Origin of the sequence: Streptomyces sp. NPDC047880, assembly GCF_040706515.1 — a bacterium.
Taxonomy (GTDB): domain Bacteria; phylum Actinomycetota; class Actinomycetes; order Streptomycetales; family Streptomycetaceae; genus Streptomyces.
Genome location: NZ_JBEZOK010000030.1, coordinates 51555 through 66632, shown reverse-complemented (window position 1 = coordinate 66632; position 15078 = coordinate 51555). Strand labels below are relative to the sequence as shown.

The window sequence follows — 15078 nt, the reverse complement described above, 5'->3', positions numbered from 1 at the left end:
GATGTCCGATCTGCCCACCCTGCCCGTCACGTTCCGGCCGGGCAGCACCCGCGTGGTGCTGCTGACCGCGGCCGTCGCGATCTTCGTCGTGATCACGGCCGTCGCGATGCTGCTGAAGCAGCTCAGCCCCGGCGAGCGGGCCAGCTTCGTCTTCACGGCGCTCCTGCTGGACGCCGTGCTGCTCCTGCTGGCGCGGCCCAAGGTCGCCGTCGACGAGGACGGCGTGACTGTCGTCAATCTCACGAACAAGCGCCGGCTGGAGTGGGCGGAGATCCTCCAGGTGACCCTCCGGCCCGGCGACCCCTGGGTGTTCCTCAACCTCAGCGACGGCACCAGCCTGCCTGCTCTGGGCATCCAGCCGGGCCTCGCCAAGCAGCGCGCCATCGCCGACGCCCGTGCCCTGCGGGCCCTCGTCGAGGCCCGTTCCGCGGCGGACCCCGAGGGACACCGGGGCTGACCCGGGGGAAGCTCACGCCGGTCGCCACTGCCCTACCGGGCGGTGTCTTGATTAATCTGTTGGGCGGAGGCGCGAACGGACGCGCCTTCGCCCCTGCCGCACCGCCCGGCGCGACGGGGCCACCTGCTAACCGAGGAGTGACCCTCTCCGGCGATGGACGGATCGTCCTGCAGTACCTGCGCCGCCCCCTGCCGACATAGCGCGGACCCCGTGTTCGAGGTCCACGACCGTGCGGAGGCGGCGGCATCATGACCACCCCCCTGCTGCTCCTCGCAGCCGCGTTCCTGCTGATCCTCGCCAACGGATTCTTCGTGGCGGCCGAATTCGGACTCGTGACGGTCGAGCGGCCCGAGGCCGAGAAGGCCGCCGCCGAGGGCGACCGGCGCGCCCAGCGTGTCGTGGAATCGCTCAAGGAACTGTCCTTCCAGCTCTCCGGCACCCAGCTCGGCATCACCATCACCTCCCTCGTCGTCGGCATGCTCGCCGAACCGGCGCTCGCCCGGCTGCTGCACGGCCCGTTCACCGCGATCGGCATCCCCGAGGGCGCCGTCTCCGGTGTCACGGTCGTGGTCGGCATGCTGCTGGCCTCCGCCGTGCAGATGGTGATCGGCGAGCTGCTGCCCAAGAACTGGGCGGTGTCCCGGCCGCTGCAGGTCGCCCGCTTCGTCGCGGGCCCGCAGCACGTCTTCGCCCGGCTGTTCCGGCCGGTCATCGCCGGCCTCAACGCCGTCGCGAACCGGCTCGTGCGCGCCCTGGGCATCGAGCCCGCCGAGGAGCTGGCCTCCGCCCGCACCCCCGGCGAACTCGTCTCCCTGGCCCGCCACTCGGCCCTGGCCGGCGCCCTGGAACAGGACACGGCCGACCTGTTCGTCCGCACCCTGTCGCTGGGCGAGCTCACCGCACAGCACGTGATGACGCCGCGCGTGAAGGTCAGCGCCCTGCAGTCCTCCGCCACCGCCGAGGACGTCGTCAACCTGACCCGCGCCACCGGCCTGTCCCGCTTCCCCGTCTACCGGGAGAAGATCGACGAGGTCGTCGGCATGGCCCACCTCAAGGACGCCCTGGCCGTGCCCGTCCAGGACCGGCTGCGCACCCCCGTCGGCCGCATCGCACGCCCGGCGCTGCTCGTCCCCGAGACGCTGCCCGTCCGGCCGCTCCTCACCCGCCTGCGCAGCGAGCAGCCCATCGCGGTCGTCGTCGACGAGTACGGCGGCACCGCCGGTGTCGTCACGCTGGAGGACATCGTCGAGGAGATCGTCGGCGAGGTCCGCGACGAGCACGACGGACACGACCTGCCCGAGCTGGCCGCCGCGCCGCCGGAGGACGGCAAGCCCGCCTGGGACGTCGACGGCAGCTGCCGCGTCGACGTCCTGCAGCGCATAGGCCTCGAGGTGCCCGAGGGCCCCTACGAGACCGTCGCGGGCCTGATCGCCGACCTGCTGGGCCGTATCCCGGCCGTCGGCGACAAGACGGAACTGCCCGGCTGGCGGCTGTCGGTGCGCCAGGTCGGCCACTACCGCGCGGAGCGGATCCGGCTGGTGCGGACCGCCCCGATGGTCTCCATGGCGGAGGCCGTCCGATGAGCGTGCTCCAGCTTCTCTTCGCCGCGCTGCTCGTGCTCGCCAACGGCTTCTTCGTCGGCGCCGAGTTCGCGCTCGTCTCCGTACGCCGCAGCCAGATCGAACCGCTCGGCACGGCCCGCTCCCGGCAGGTCCTCTACGGGCTGGAGCGGCTTCCGCAGATGATGGCGGCGGCCCAGTTCGGCATCACCGTCTGCTCGCTGACCCTGGGCGCGGTCGCCGAACCGACGGTCGCGCACCTGCTCGAGCCGGTCTTCGAGTGGATCCACCTGCCGCACGGCATGATCCACCCGCTGACCTACGTCATCGCCCTCGCCGCCGTGGTCTTCTTCCACCTCGTCATCGGCGAGATGGTCCCGAAGAACCTGGCGATGGCGGCCCCCGAGAAGGTCGCGCTGTGGCTCAGCCCCGGCCTGGTCTGGTTCGCCCGCTTCTGCAAGCCGATCACCGCCGCCCTCGGCGCGGTCTCCCAGGGCATCCTGCGGCTCTTCCACGTCGAACCCAAGGACGAGGTCGAGGCCGTCTTCACCAGCGAACAGCTCAACCGGCTGGTGGAGGACGCAGGCCAGGCGGGTCTGCTCGACCCGGAGGAGGCCGAACGCCTGGAGGACGCCCTGGAACTGGGCTCCCGCCCGGTGACGGACGTCCTGCTCAAGCGGGAGTCGCTGGTGACGGTCAGCCCGTCGGTCACCCCCGGGCGGATCGTGGAGCTCACGGCCCGCACCGGCTACTCCCGGTTCCCGGTCGCCGCCGACAACGGCGCGTTCATGGGCTACCTGCACGTCAAGGACGTCCTCGACCTGGAGGACTCGGACCGGGCCGTGCCGCAGCACCTGTGGCGCCCCATGACGACCCTGCGGTCCGAGCTGCCGTTGGACGACGCGCTGACGGTGATGCGGCGCGCGGCGACGCATCTGGCGCAGGTCGCGGACGGGTCGGGGAAGGTGCTGGGCCTCGTCGCCCTGGAGGACGTGCTGGAGCTGCTGGTGGGGGAGGTGCGGGATCCCGCGCACCGGCAGGTGCGCGAGGTGAGGCTGACCGAGCCGAGGTCCGGTGAAGAGGTGCTGGCGACCTAGCACCGCAGCTGCGGGCGCGTGGGGGCTGGTCGCGCAGTTCCCCCGCGCCCCTGGGTGGGTGCCGTGAAGGCAGGCGAGCCGCGCCCACCTGTCCGGGGCCGCGGGGAACTGCGCGACCGGTCCCACCGGCCCGCGGCCGATGAACTCACGCCGACGGATCCTGGGGCCCCCGCCCCGACAGCACCTCTCCGTACGCCTGCATCAGATCCGGCAACCGCAGCGTCGCCAGATCGTCCCGCCCCAGCGCCCCGGGGTACACGGACAGCCGCAGATCCCGGTACGCGCAGCTCTTCTCGTACAGTGTCCGCAGGAACCGCCCGTTGCCCAGCTCGTCGATCCACCCCTGGTCCACCACGTGCCCGGCGATGGACCGCAGCTCGTCGAGGGCCTCCTCGTCCCACAGGTCGCCGTTCCCGGCCGCGAGCACCTTGCCGATCTCGGTGAGTTCGAGCGGCCGGTACGAGGGGAAGTCGACGCGGGTGGTGAAGCGGGACGACAGCCCGGGGTTCGCGGCGAGCAGGCGGTCCATGCCCTCCGGATAGCCGGCCAGGATCACCACCAGGTGGTCCCGGTTGTCCTCCGCCCGCTTCAGCAGCACCTGCAGAGCCTCGTCGCCGTACGCGTCCCCCTTGCCGTAGCCCGAGTTGGACAGGGAGTAGGCCTCGTCGACGAAGAGGACACCCCCGAGGGCCGAGTCGATCAGTTCGTTCGCCTTCACGGCCGTCTGCCCGAGGTACTCCCCGACCAGGTCGGCCCGCTGCGCCTCCACCAGGTGGTCGCCGCCGAGCAGTCCGAGGGCGTAGAAGACCCGGCCCAGGATGCGGGCGACGGTGGTCTTGCCGGTGCCGGAGGGGCCGGAGAAGACGAAGTGGCGTTTCGGCGGCTGGACCGGCAGGCCCTGCCCGGCGCGCAGCCGGGCCATGTTCAGCTGCGCCGACAACGCCTTGACCTGGCGTTTCACCGGCTCCAGACCCACCATGCGTTCGAGCTCGGCGAGCGCCTCCTCCAGTAACGCAGGGTCGGTGGGTCCGGCGGGCAGGGAAGGAGCGGGGCCGCTCCGCTCGCGGAACGGCGGGCCCGCCACCGGCGGCAGGGGAGCGATCGGCGGCTCGGGATCGGGCAGTCGCAGATCGCGCCCTTCCGGACCGAAGAGCGGGTCGAATGCGTCCGGCCCGTCCACGGCGTCCTGACCCGCGCCGGTGAGCGTGATCGCCGCGAGGTCGGTGGCGTCGTCGTACCCGTCGCCCTCGGCGATGGCGGCGAGCCGGGCGGAGGTGTCCATGAAGGCGGGGTCGACGCGGTGCACCGCCCGGTACAGGGGCAGGGCGGCGGCGCTGCGGCCGGTGCCCTCGTGCGCCCGGGCCAGCCAGTAGCGCAGCTCCTTGCGCTGGGGCTGCTCGCTGCGGCAGCGCATCAGCGCGGCCGACAGCAGGGGTTCGGCCTGGCCGTACATCTCCAGGCGCACCCGGGCCATGCCGCCGAACAGGCCCGCCTCGATGCCGAGCATCGGGTCGTCGAGCAGGGGGTCGGTGTGGCGGACCAGTTGCTCCCAGTCCTTGACCAGATAGGCGCGGCAGGAGTGCAGGAAGCGGACCTGGTGGTCGGTGTCCACGGGCGGCAGCCCCGCGAGGGCCCGGTCCAGCTCGGGGACGTGCCGGCCGTCCAGCCAGTGGGAGGCGTGCGCGAGCAGCAGATCACGGGGGCTCTCCAGCACCGGCTGCACCCACCAGCCCAGCCAGTACCAGGAGTTGAGGGCACGGCGGTAGCGGGTGCGCTGCTCGCCGAAGCGGTCCCGGTGCCGGAACATCCGCAGCAGCGCGGTCGTGGTGTCCACGCGCAGCGCGTGCAGTCCCAGCCAGCCGTCGGCCATCCCGGAGTCCATCCGCACGGCGGCCCGGAACTCCTCCTCCGCCTGCGGATACGCGCCCATGGTGTAGGCGTCCACGCCTCGCAGCCATGCGAGGTCGGCCGGGGCCTGTGGGCCCTGCGTGCCGAAGTCCATCACGTCCCCCACAAACCGTGCCCCCGTCGGTATGCCAACGAGCCGTCCCCCAGCCGGCTGCCCTGCTCGAACCGCTGTGCCACGGACCGGAGTTGCACCGTGCCGAAGCAACCGTCCGCAGGTCGCAACGAGGGCATCGTACCCGCGGGGGCGGCGCCCCCGTAGGGTGCCTCACGGGGCGTTCGGCGAGGTGGGAGCGGATGCGGCGGACGCGTGCGCGGTGACGCTGGGTGAGCGCTCGGCGCCCGGCGGCGGCCGGAAATCCGGAAGAAGACAGAACGAAGCCCCCGATCACGGGGGAACAACCGGGGGCTTCGCGTCTGTGGGCGGCTCCGATGCCGCTCATTGAGAACGTAAGACCTGTACGGCCCAGCGGTCAAGCCGAGTTGGAGCACTCCGGCAAGATGCCCCGCAAGGCCTTTCACAAGTTCAGCACACAGCGGGCGGTCCGTCACCGTGCGTGAGGGGCTGGTCCGTGCCAACCGTCCCGGCAGGTCCCGCGAGCACCTCGTATCCCTCGTCCCGCTGCCGTACCAGGAGGTCGGCGAAGGGCCGCGAGGGGTCGTCGGTGAAATGCCGGCGTTCCGCCGGGACCCACCCGTCCCAGAACTCCCGCTGTTCCTCCCCGTCCCGTGAGCGGCCCCGCGCCCAGGCCTCCTCGCACGGCAGCTCCATCCACAGCAGCAGGGCCAGGTGCGCGCGCAACGCCCTTCGTCCCGCACCGACGCCCTCGACGAGGACCACCGGCGCGGGCGGGAGCGGGCGCGGGGAGCCGAAACGGCGGGCCCTCCAGTCGTAGGGGGCGTAGTGCGCGGTGCGGCCCCGGGCGAACGGTTCGACGACCTGGTCCAGCAGGCGTCCGGTCCAGTCGAACAACGCGTCGTGGCTCGCGACGTCGTCGAGGCGCAGTACCGGCACACCGCCCAGCGCCGCGGCCAACTCTGTGGCGAACGTGCTCTTCCCGGATCCGGCGTGCCCGTCGACGCCGATGAGCCGGACCGGGCCGCAGGAGGGGGCCAGGCGGCGGATCCGGGCGGCCAGATCACGGACGGCGGGGCCCGGCGCGGGGCGGAAGGGCGGATTCATCTCGCTCAGCACTCTAACGAGGGCGTCCGCCCCGCGGATGCCGCAGGCCGGCGGGTCCGCCCCGGGTGCCACTGGTCGACGCCAATATTGGTGGGCGCGGCGCGCGTCGAAGTGCTGGCAGGACGGGGCGGGCTGTGCTCATATGTGGCGCACGCACGGATATGACCGCCGTGCGCGGACCTGTCCCGCACCTGCCCGACTCCGACATCCGGGGGCCCCGCCATGCGCAGAGCTGAACAGCCGTCCCGCAGAACCGTCCTGGCCGCCGCGGTGGCCGCCGCCGTCACCGCGGGCGCGGGCCCGGCGGCAGCCGACCCCGAGGCTCCGATGACGACCGACACCGCCGACCCCGCCCGGGCGGTCCCGGCCCGCACCGTCGGCAACCGCTCCTGGTTCTCGTACGGCGACTGGTCCGGCGGCACGGCGAAGGGCACCCGGGCCGTGGCGGGCACCCGCCCGGGTGTGGTGATCGCGAAGGCCGCCGGGACGGTCCGGTACACGGACCCGCACACCGGCAAAACCGCCGCCTGGGAGTACGGCACCTGGACGTCGCCCGTCCACCGGCTCGCCGTCCCCGCCACCGAGGCGATCGTCTCCTGGAACGCCCGCACCCCCGCCGGCACCTGGATCCAAGTCGAGATCAAGGGCACCTACACGGACGGCTCCAGCACGCCCTGGTACGTCATGGGCCGCTGGGCGGCCGGCGACCGGGACATCCGGCGCACGTCGGTCGACGGCCAGAGCGACGACAGGAGCAGTGTCTGGACCGACACGCTCGCGATCGACGACCCGTCCAGCGGCCTGCGCCTCGCCTCCTGCCGGCTGCGCCTGACCCTCTACCGCAAGCCCGGCACCAAGCTCACCCCCACGGTGTGGCGGCTCGGCGTCATGGGCTCCGACGTGCCCGACCGGTTCACCGTCCCGGCCTCCCGGCCCGGCCTCGTCAAGGAACTGGCCGTGCCGCGCTACTCGCAGGAGATCCACAAGGGCCAGTACCCCGAGTACGACAACGGCGGCGAGGCCTGGTGCAGCCCGACCTCCTCCCAGATGATCATCGAGTACTGGGGCGGCCGGCTCACCGGGGAACAACTGGACTGGGTCGATCCCGCGTACGCCGACCCGCAGGTGTGCCACGCGGCCCGTTTCACCTACGACTACCAGTACGCGGGGTGTGGCAACTGGCCGTTCAACGCCGCGTACGCGGCCACGTTCAAGGACCTGCAGGGCGTCGTCACCCGGCTCGCCTCCCTCGCCGACCTGGAGACGCTGATCGCTGCGGGCATCCCGGCCATAACGTCCCAGTCGTTCCTGAAGGAGGAGCTGACCGGCGCCGGGTACGGCACCGCCGGGCACCTGATGACCGTCGTCGGCTTCACGGCCGACGGCGACGTGATCGCCAACGATCCGTTCTCGGCGACCAACGAGGCCGTGCGGCGCGTCTACCGGCGGCGCGAATGGGAGAACATCTGGCTCAGGACCAAGAGGTACAACGCCTCAGGCAAGGTGGTCTCGGGCACCGGCGGCGTCTGCTACCTCTACTTCCCGGCGCGCCCGAGCGCGGCCCAGCGCAAGGCACTGGCGGCGGTCGGCGTCCGCGTGTGACCGGCCTTACGGCCGCGAGGCCGCCTCGGCTGGCAAGGTGGACGGACTCCGGGGGGAGTCCGTCCGCACCAGCTACCCAGTGAGCAGCCATGACCGCACAGTCAGCCACCGCCCTCCGCGCCCGCACCGGCGGCCCCCGGGACGACGGCCCGAAGATCGTCGAGCACGTCCTGGGCTGGATCCTCGTCGTGGTCGTCGCGATGCTCGTGACCCGGCTCGGGCTGCTGTGACCTGACCCACGGCCCAGGGGTGAGGCCTGCCATACTGCGGAGGTCCCACCCCGCCCGTTGAGACCAGGGTCGAAATTGAATATCAGTCCCCAGCCTGCCGCGCGCCCCAGAGCCCGCGGCACCGAGCGCTCGATGGCGCGCCGTGCCGAACTCATCGCCATCGGGCGGAGGTTGTTCGCCGACACGTCCTACGACGCCCTGTCGATGGACGACATCGCCCGGCAGGCGCACGTCGCCAAGGGGCTGATCTACTACTACTTCCAGTCCAAGCGCGGCTACTACCTGGCCATCGTGCAGGACTCGGTCGCCGAGCTGCTGACCCTCGCGGCGAGCGGTCTGGAACTGCCCCCGGTCGACCGGGTCCAGCGCACCATCGACAGCTATCTGCGCTACGCCGAACACAACCATGCCGCGTACCGCACGATCGTGAGCGGCGGCGTCGGCTTCGACACCGAGGTGCACGCCATTCGTGACGGAGTGCGCGAGGCCGTCGTGACCACCATCGCCGAGGGCGCGTACGGCCGTGCCGACATCACCCCGCTGGCCCGGATGGGCCTGCTGTCCTGGGTGTGCGGCGTCGAGGGTGCCACGCTCGAATGGATCGACCGTCCCGAGCTGGCCCGGGACACCATGTGCGAGCTGCTGGTGAAGACCCTCGGCGGTGCCCTGCGCGCGATCGAGGAACTCGACCCCGCCCACTCGGCGCCGCAACCCGCGCGCCGGGTCCTGTGAGCGAGGGGCGGAAGGCCGCCGCAGGCCCTCCGCCCTTGTGGCGGTCTCCTACCTGATCGCCCTGATCAGCTCGCCGTTCGCCGTGTCGCCGCTCAGCTCCCAGAAGAACGTGCCGCCCAGGCCTTGCCGGTTCTTGTAGTCCATCTTCGTGCCGATGGTCGCGGGGGTGTCGTAACTCCACCAGTTGGCACCGCACTTGGCGTACGCCGTGCCGGCCACCGTCCCCGTCGCCGGGCACCTGGTCCTGAGCACCTTGTAGTCCTCGATGCCCTGCTCGTACGTGCCCGCCGCCGGGCCGGTCGCGGTGCCGCCGGGGGCCGCCTGGGTGACGCCGGTCCAGCCGCGGCCGTAGAAGCCGATGCCGAGCAGCAGCTTCGAGGCGGGGATGCCGAGGCCCTTGAGCTTGGCGATGGTCGCCGAGCTGTGGTAGTCCGCCTTGGGAATGCCGGGGTACGAGGTCAGTGGCGAGTGGGGGGCCGTGGGGCCGGTGGCGTCCCAGGCGCCGAAGAAGTCGTACGTCATCGGGTTGTACCAGTCGACGTACTGGGCGGCGCCCGCGTAGTCCGCCGCGTCGATCTTGCCGCCCGGAGTGGCGTCGGCGGTGATCGCCGCGGTCACGAGGTTCCGCGCGCCGAACTTGGCCCGCAGCGCCTGCATGAGGGTGCGGAAGGCCGCCTTGCCGCTGGTGTCGCAGGTGGCGCCGCAGCTGTTCGGGTACTCCCAGTCGATGTCGATGCCGTCGAAGACGTCGGCCCACTTGGAGTTCTCGACGAGGTCGTAGCAGGACTGGGCGAAGGCGGCCGGGTTCCTCGCGGCCTCGCCGAAGCCGCCCGACCAGGTCCAGCCGCCGAAGGACCACAGGACCTTGAGGTTCGGGTGCTTCTGCTTCAGCTTGCGCAGCTGGTTGAAATTGCCGCGCAGCGGCTGGTCCCAGGTGTCGGCCCTGCCGTCGACGGACTCGGCGGCGGTGTAGGCCCGGTCGGTGGCGGCGTAGCCGTCGCCCATGGCGCACCTGCCGCCGGTGACGTTGCCGAAGGCGTAGTTGATGTGGGTGAGTTTGCCGCCCGATCCGGACGTCTCGATGTTCTTGACGTAGTACTTGCGGTCGTAGGTGCCCCATTCGGTGAAGTACCCGATGACCTTGGATCCGGCGGCCTCGGCCCGGGGAGCGGCCTTCGATGCTGCGGCGGCCTCCTGAGCCGAGGTCGCCGCGGTGGCGGAGGTGCCCGCGCCGGCCAGCAGGCCGGCGCCGAGGGCGGCGCAACAGGCCGCGGACAGGATGGTCCGGAAGCGGGAACGGTGGGGGGTGTGCATCCGGTGTCTCCTCGTGGGGAGAGGGGAACGCGCGCCGATTGGCATGAACGCGGTGAATCGGTGGAGCGAAACAGTAGGAGGACTAGACCAGTTGGTCAATGGTGCGGACCAATTTCGCCGCCCCGGACGCAGTCGGCCATTTCTTGAAGTAAGCGGTCGTTAACTGGTGACTCGATGCCTCCGATCGGGCATACTCACAGCGCACAGCCGCTGGTCAGCAGCTTCCGAGACCCGGGACTGCAAGCATCGGCCAGGCACCAGAACGACCCGGCGGCGTCGCCCCCACCCATGGGCCCGTCCGCCAGTGCCCGACAGGGAGGAGAGCGTCGCCATGCCCGACCGCGCCCCGCAGCCGGTGGACCGACAACTGCCCACGGAGGAGGCCCGGGACCTGATCTCGCTCGTGCGCGACATCGCGCAGCAGGAGATCACCCCGAAGGCGGCCGAGGAGGAGGACGCCGGCCGCTTCCCGCGTGAGCTGTTCACACTGCTCTCCCGCTCCGGGCTGCTCGGCCTGCCGTACGACTCCGAGTACGGGGGTGGCGACCAGCCCTACGAGGTCTATCTCCAGGTCCTGGAGGAACTCGCCGCGGCCCGCCTCACCGTCGGCCTCGGGGTCAGCGTGCACTCCCTGGCCTCCTACGCCCTCGCCGCCTACGGCACCAAGGAGCAGCAGGTCGAGCACCTGCCGGCGATGCTCGGCGGCGGCCTGCTCGGTGCCTACTGCCTCTCCGAGCCGCACTCCGGATCGGACGCGGCGGCCCTGCGCACCAAGGCCGTGCGCGACGGCGACGACTGGGTGATCACCGGCACCAAGTCCTGGATCACCCATGGCGGGATCGCCGATTTCTACACGGTCATGGCCCGCACCGGCGAGGAGGGGCCGCGCGGGATCACGGCCTTCCTGGTGCCGGGAGACGCGGCGGGCGTGAGCGCCGCGGTGCCCGAGAAGAAGATGGGCATGAAGGGCTCGCCCACCGCCCAGGTGCACTTCGACGGCGTCCGGATCCCCGACGACCGGCGCATCGGCGAGGAGGGGCAGGGTTTCGCGATCGCCCTGTCGTCGCTCGACTCGGGGCGGCTCGGCATCTCGGCGTGCGCGATCGGCGTGGCGCAGGCCGCGCTCGACGAGGCGGTGGCCTACGCGGCCGAGAGGCGCCAGTTCGGCAAGCCGATCGCCGACTTCCAGGGACTGCGCTTCATGCTTGCCGACATGGCCACCCAGATCGAGGCCGGGCGTGCGCTCTACCTCGCGGCGGCACGGCTGAAGGACGCGGGCCGGCCGTTCGCGAAGCAGGCCGCCATGGCCAAGCTGCACTGCACCGACACGGCGATGCGGGTCACCACCGACGCCGTGCAGATCCTCGGCGGCTACGGCTACACCGCCGACTTCCCGGCCGAGCGCTACATGCGCGAGGCCAAGGTGCTGCAGATCGTGGAGGGCACCAACCAGATCCAGCGGATGGTCATCGCCCGTCATCTCGTCGGTCCAGAGGGACGCTGAACTGGTCGAGGCCCCGCCAGGGGGCTGAGAGCCGCATCCACTCCGGGTCGTGCCGGCCCGGGAGGGTGCGGCCGCCGTCGGCCCACGTGCGCATCAAGTCGCGGTAGATCGGCGGGTCCTGGTAGCGGGGCGGAGTCGGCCGAACCGATTCTGCGGGCGGCGGGACGTACAGGAGGCGCTGACGCCCTGTCGCTGAGGAGATGGGGGTCATGCCAGGGCAACGCGGCAAACCCCGGACAGGTCACCGGAAGGTGGAATCGGGCGTTCGTTCAGTGCCGCGCGCGGCCGCGCGCACACTGAACCGCACCACGGCGGTCTGCGGGCCGTGGTGCGGGGCAGCTACGGGGGTGGGGCGGGCGGGCGATGAGAGTCCGCGCTCAGGCCGCCTGGCGGCGCAAGACAGGAACCCTGATGGGGCGTGACCCCGGGCCGCCGACGTGCGAGAAGGGCTGGGTCCGCCAGTCGAGCCCCTGAGGGAGCGTCAGCAGCAGTGCGGTGTCCTGCTCCTGGGGTTCCACGGACTCGTCCGCGGGGCGGGCGTCCGTGGCCCTGCGGCCGGTTCCGGCGCAGACGGTGAGCCCGAAGGGGTTCCACGGCGAGGCGCACATCGCGTGCTCCGGCAGCACTTCCTCGTCCGCCAGCAGGGCGATGGGCTGCGCGCAGTCCGGGCAGACGACCCGGAACATCTCGAACGTGTCGTAGGCGTCGAGTTCGTCGTCGAAGACGTCGGGTTCGACGCCCTCCGGCTCGGGCTCGACGACGAGCTGCTGCCGCTTGGGTGCGGTGCGACCAGGGCGCTTAAGACTCTGCATTGGGATCTCCCCCTCGGACTGGGCCGTCACAGGCACTGCGGCCTCGGCCACAGCAAGCACTTCCCGTCCCCCCTGGGCGGTAATCACGAGAACATCACGGAGACTGTTCGAGGCCTGTGGCGTTCGTCACATGCCCTGCGCAGATGCCCTCCTGGGCTCCTCGGGTGTCCGAGGAGATCAACCGCACTGTAGGTTCTTGCGCCATGGAGGAGCTGGACCGACAGATCGTGCAGCTGCTCGTCAAGGACGGGCGGATGAGCTACACCGACCTGGGCAAGGCCACGGGGCTGTCCACGTCGGCCGTGCATCAGCGGGTGCGGCGGCTGGAGCAGCGGGGCGTCATCCGGGGCTATGCCGCCGTCGTCGACCCTGAGGCCGTGGGGCTGCCGATGACGGCGTTCATCTCGGTGAAACCGTTCGACCCCAGCGCACCGGACGACATCGCGGACCGGCTGGCCGGCGTGCCGGAGATCGAGGCGTGCCACAGTGTCGCCGGCGACGAGAACTACATCCTGAAGGTGCGGGTCGCGACGCCGCACGAGCTGGAGGAGCTGCTGGCGCGGGTGCGGTCGCTGGCGGGGGTGTCGACGCGGACGACGGTGGTGCTGTCCACACCGTACGAGGCGCGGCCGCCGCTGATCTGAGCGCCGGTTATCGCCTGCGGGTCGTGCGCGCGGCGGTCGTGCGAGGTGTGCGGGCCGTGCGAGGGGGTGCGGGTCGCGGGTCGTGCGGTTCATGCGGGTCATGCCGGGTGTGCGGGTCGTGCGGGGTCGACCACGCCGGTCCCCGCGCCCCTGGTTCAGGAGTCGCCCCCGTCCCTGTGAGACTGTGCTGCATGAGTGAGTCCACCGCCCCGCCCAGAACCGTTCTTCTCCGCCGTGGAGAGGTCCACAGCCCCGCCGACCCCTTCGCCACCGCGATGGTCGTGGAGCGGGGACAGATCGCCTGGGTGGGATCCGAAGGGGCCGCCGACGGTTTCGCGGACGGGGTCGACGAGGTGGTCGACCTGGACGGGGCGCTGGTCACCCCGGCGTTCACCGATGCGCATGTGCACACGACTGCCACCGGCCTGGCCCTGACCGGGCTCGACCTCTCCGGCGCCCCCACGCTGGAGGCCGCCCTCTCCCTCGTCAGGGACTTCGCCGCCGCCCGCCCGGACGACCGGGTGCTGCTCGGGCACGGCTGGGACGCGGCCCGCTGGCCCGGAGGCCGGCCCCCGACGCGCGCCGAACTCGACGAGGCCACCGGACACCGGCCCCTCTACCTCAGCCGGATCGACGTCCACTCGGCGGTCGTGAGCACCGCCCTGCTCGATCTGGTGCCCGACGTCGCCCGGGTGGACGGACCGCTCACCGCCGACGCCCACCACGCCGTGCGGGCCGCCGCGTTCGCGGCCGTGACGCCCCGGCAGCGCACCGAGGCGCAGCGCGTCGCGCTCGCGCACGCCGCGTCGCTCGGCATCGGCACGCTCCACGAGTGCGCCGGGCCGGAGATCTCCTCCGAGAACGACTTCACCGGCCTGCTGCGCCTCGCGGGGGAGGAGCCCGGGCCGCGTGTCGTCGGCTACTGGGCCGAGCAGGACGTAGCCAAGGCGAGGGAACTGGGCGCGACCGGCGCCGCGGGAGACCTGTTCGTCGACGGCGCCCTCGGCTCGCACACGGCCTGTCTGCACCAGCCGTACGCCGACGCCGCGCACACCGGCATCGCCTACCTGGACGCCGATGCGGTCGCGGCGCACGTCGTGGCCTGCACCGAGGCGGGCCTGCAAGCCGGTTTCCACGCCATCGGCGACGCGGCCGTGGACTCCGTGGTGGAGGGTGTGCGCGCGGCCGCCGAGAAGGTCGGGCTCGCCAGGGTCCGGGCCGCCCGGCACCGCGTCGAACACGCCGAGATGCTCACCCCGGAAGGGGTCGCCGCCTTCGCCGAGCTCGGCCTCACGGCCTCGGTGCAGCCCGCATTCGACGCCCTGTGGGGCGGCGAGGAGGGCATGTACGCACGGCGTCTGGGAGCGGAGCGGGCACGCGGTCTGAACCCCTTCGCGGCCCTGCTGCGCGCCGGTGTCCCGCTCGCCTTCGGCTCCGACAGCCCCGTGACCCCGCTCGACCCGTGGGGCACGGTCCGGGCCGCCGCCTTCCACCGCACCCCGGAGCACCGCGTCTCCGTGCGCGCCGCGTTCACGGCGCACACGCGCGGCGGCTGGCGGGCCGTCGGACGGGACGACGCGGGCGTTCTGGTCCCGGGCGCCCCCGCCGACTACGCCGTCTGGCGCACCGGCGAACTCGTCGTCCAGGCCCCGGACGACCGCGTCGCCCGCTGGTCGACGGATCCCCGCTCCGGCACCCCCGGTCTGCCCGACCTCACTCCGGGGCGCGACCTGCCCGTCTGTCTGCGCACCGTGGTGGGCGGACGCACGGTCTTCGTAGGGCCGGGCGAGTGATCTACGGGGGTGGCGCGCATGAAGTCGCGCGCCGCGCCCCCGTCGCGCGACCTGCGTATCCTCGGCCCTGACCAGGGCTTTGACGCGAGATGCGCAGGTCGAACGGCTGTTGACAGGCGGCCGCAGGAGGCCGGTAGGTTCGGCCGAGTCCACCACCGGACGCCCGACCGGGGAACGTCCGAGCACTCGCCGCGGCGCCGCCGGGTCAGGGACGGTGTGCCGCACCGGGGCACCGTCACTGGGAGC

Annotated in this window: 13 protein-coding genes; 9 read left to right on the top strand and 4 right to left on the bottom strand. The window is 72.1% G+C overall.

Annotated features, from left to right (window positions below; genetic code table 11):
* The first annotated feature begins 1 nt into the window (after nucleotide 1).
* From AB0937_RS33205 to AB0937_RS33195, 3 genes are all read left to right on the top strand, one after another.
* Nucleotides 2-457, top strand: a complete 456-nt coding sequence (locus AB0937_RS33205) for a PH domain-containing protein (protein ID WP_366717069.1) — start codon at nucleotides 2-4, stop codon at nucleotides 455-457.
* 248 nt (nucleotides 458-705) lie between these two features.
* The gene (locus AB0937_RS33200; RefSeq protein WP_366717067.1) at nucleotides 706-2040 is read left to right on the top strand and encodes a hemolysin family protein; all 1335 of its coding nucleotides are present in this window, start codon (nucleotides 706-708) and stop codon (nucleotides 2038-2040) included.
* Nucleotides 2037-3113, top strand: coding sequence for a hemolysin family protein (locus AB0937_RS33195; RefSeq protein ID WP_366717065.1), 1077 nt, complete (start codon nucleotides 2037-2039; stop codon nucleotides 3111-3113). The genes AB0937_RS33200 and AB0937_RS33195 overlap by 4 nt, the downstream gene beginning before the upstream one ends.
* Nucleotides 3114-3258: 145 nt before the next feature.
* Here the strand turns inward: AB0937_RS33195 and AB0937_RS33190 are convergent, their stop codons facing one another.
* On the bottom strand, nucleotides 3259-5115 hold the full coding sequence (locus AB0937_RS33190; protein ID WP_366717063.1) for an AAA family ATPase: 1857 nt from the start codon (nucleotides 5113-5115) through the stop codon (nucleotides 3259-3261).
* A gap of 429 nt (nucleotides 5116-5544) precedes the next feature.
* On the bottom strand, nucleotides 5545-6201 hold the full coding sequence (locus AB0937_RS33185) for a hypothetical protein (protein ID WP_366717061.1): 657 nt from the start codon (nucleotides 6199-6201) through the stop codon (nucleotides 5545-5547).
* Nucleotides 6202-6423: 222 nt separating this feature from the next.
* Here AB0937_RS33185 and AB0937_RS33180 point away from each other — a divergent pair, with 222 nt between their 5' ends.
* The 3 genes from AB0937_RS33180 (at nucleotide 6424) to AB0937_RS33170 (ending at nucleotide 8765) form a co-directional block, all read left to right on the top strand.
* Nucleotides 6424-7803, top strand: a complete 1380-nt coding sequence (locus AB0937_RS33180; RefSeq protein ID WP_366717059.1) for a peptidase C39 family protein — start codon at nucleotides 6424-6426, stop codon at nucleotides 7801-7803.
* Nucleotides 7804-7892: 89 nt separating this feature from the next.
* Nucleotides 7893-8033, top strand: a complete 141-nt coding sequence (locus AB0937_RS33175; protein ID WP_366717057.1) for an SCO1431 family membrane protein — start codon at nucleotides 7893-7895, stop codon at nucleotides 8031-8033.
* 75 nt (nucleotides 8034-8108) lie between these two features.
* A complete protein-coding gene (locus AB0937_RS33170; RefSeq protein ID WP_366717055.1) occupies nucleotides 8109-8765 on the top strand; it encodes a TetR/AcrR family transcriptional regulator in 657 nt (218 codons plus the stop codon).
* A 48-nt stretch (nucleotides 8766-8813) separates the two neighbouring features.
* Here the strand turns inward: AB0937_RS33170 and AB0937_RS33165 are convergent, their stop codons facing one another.
* Nucleotides 8814-10079 carry a glycoside hydrolase family 18 protein gene (locus AB0937_RS33165; protein ID WP_366717053.1) on the bottom strand — a complete coding sequence of 422 codons (1266 nt, stop codon included), beginning with the start codon at nucleotides 10077-10079 and terminating at the stop codon, nucleotides 8814-8816.
* A gap of 331 nt (nucleotides 10080-10410) precedes the next feature.
* Here AB0937_RS33165 and AB0937_RS33160 point away from each other — a divergent pair, with 331 nt between their 5' ends.
* Nucleotides 10411-11583, top strand: a complete 1173-nt coding sequence (locus AB0937_RS33160) for an acyl-CoA dehydrogenase family protein (protein WP_366717051.1) — start codon at nucleotides 10411-10413, stop codon at nucleotides 11581-11583.
* A 377-nt stretch (nucleotides 11584-11960) separates the two neighbouring features.
* On the opposite strand, the gene AB0937_RS33155 is transcribed toward AB0937_RS33160, so the two are convergent.
* Nucleotides 11961-12395: a hypothetical protein gene (locus AB0937_RS33155; protein ID WP_366717049.1), complete on the bottom strand. Its 435-nt coding sequence runs from the start codon at nucleotides 12393-12395 to the stop codon at nucleotides 11961-11963.
* A gap of 203 nt (nucleotides 12396-12598) precedes the next feature.
* Between AB0937_RS33155 and AB0937_RS33150 the strand changes: the two genes are divergently transcribed.
* Together AB0937_RS33150 and AB0937_RS33145 are read left to right on the top strand one after the other, a co-directional pair.
* On the top strand, nucleotides 12599-13039 hold the full coding sequence (locus AB0937_RS33150; RefSeq protein ID WP_366717047.1) for an Lrp/AsnC family transcriptional regulator: 441 nt from the start codon (nucleotides 12599-12601) through the stop codon (nucleotides 13037-13039).
* A gap of 191 nt (nucleotides 13040-13230) precedes the next feature.
* Nucleotides 13231-14832: an amidohydrolase gene (locus AB0937_RS33145; RefSeq protein WP_366717045.1), complete on the top strand. Its 1602-nt coding sequence runs from the start codon at nucleotides 13231-13233 to the stop codon at nucleotides 14830-14832.
* Nucleotides 14833-15078 lie beyond the last annotated feature (246 nt).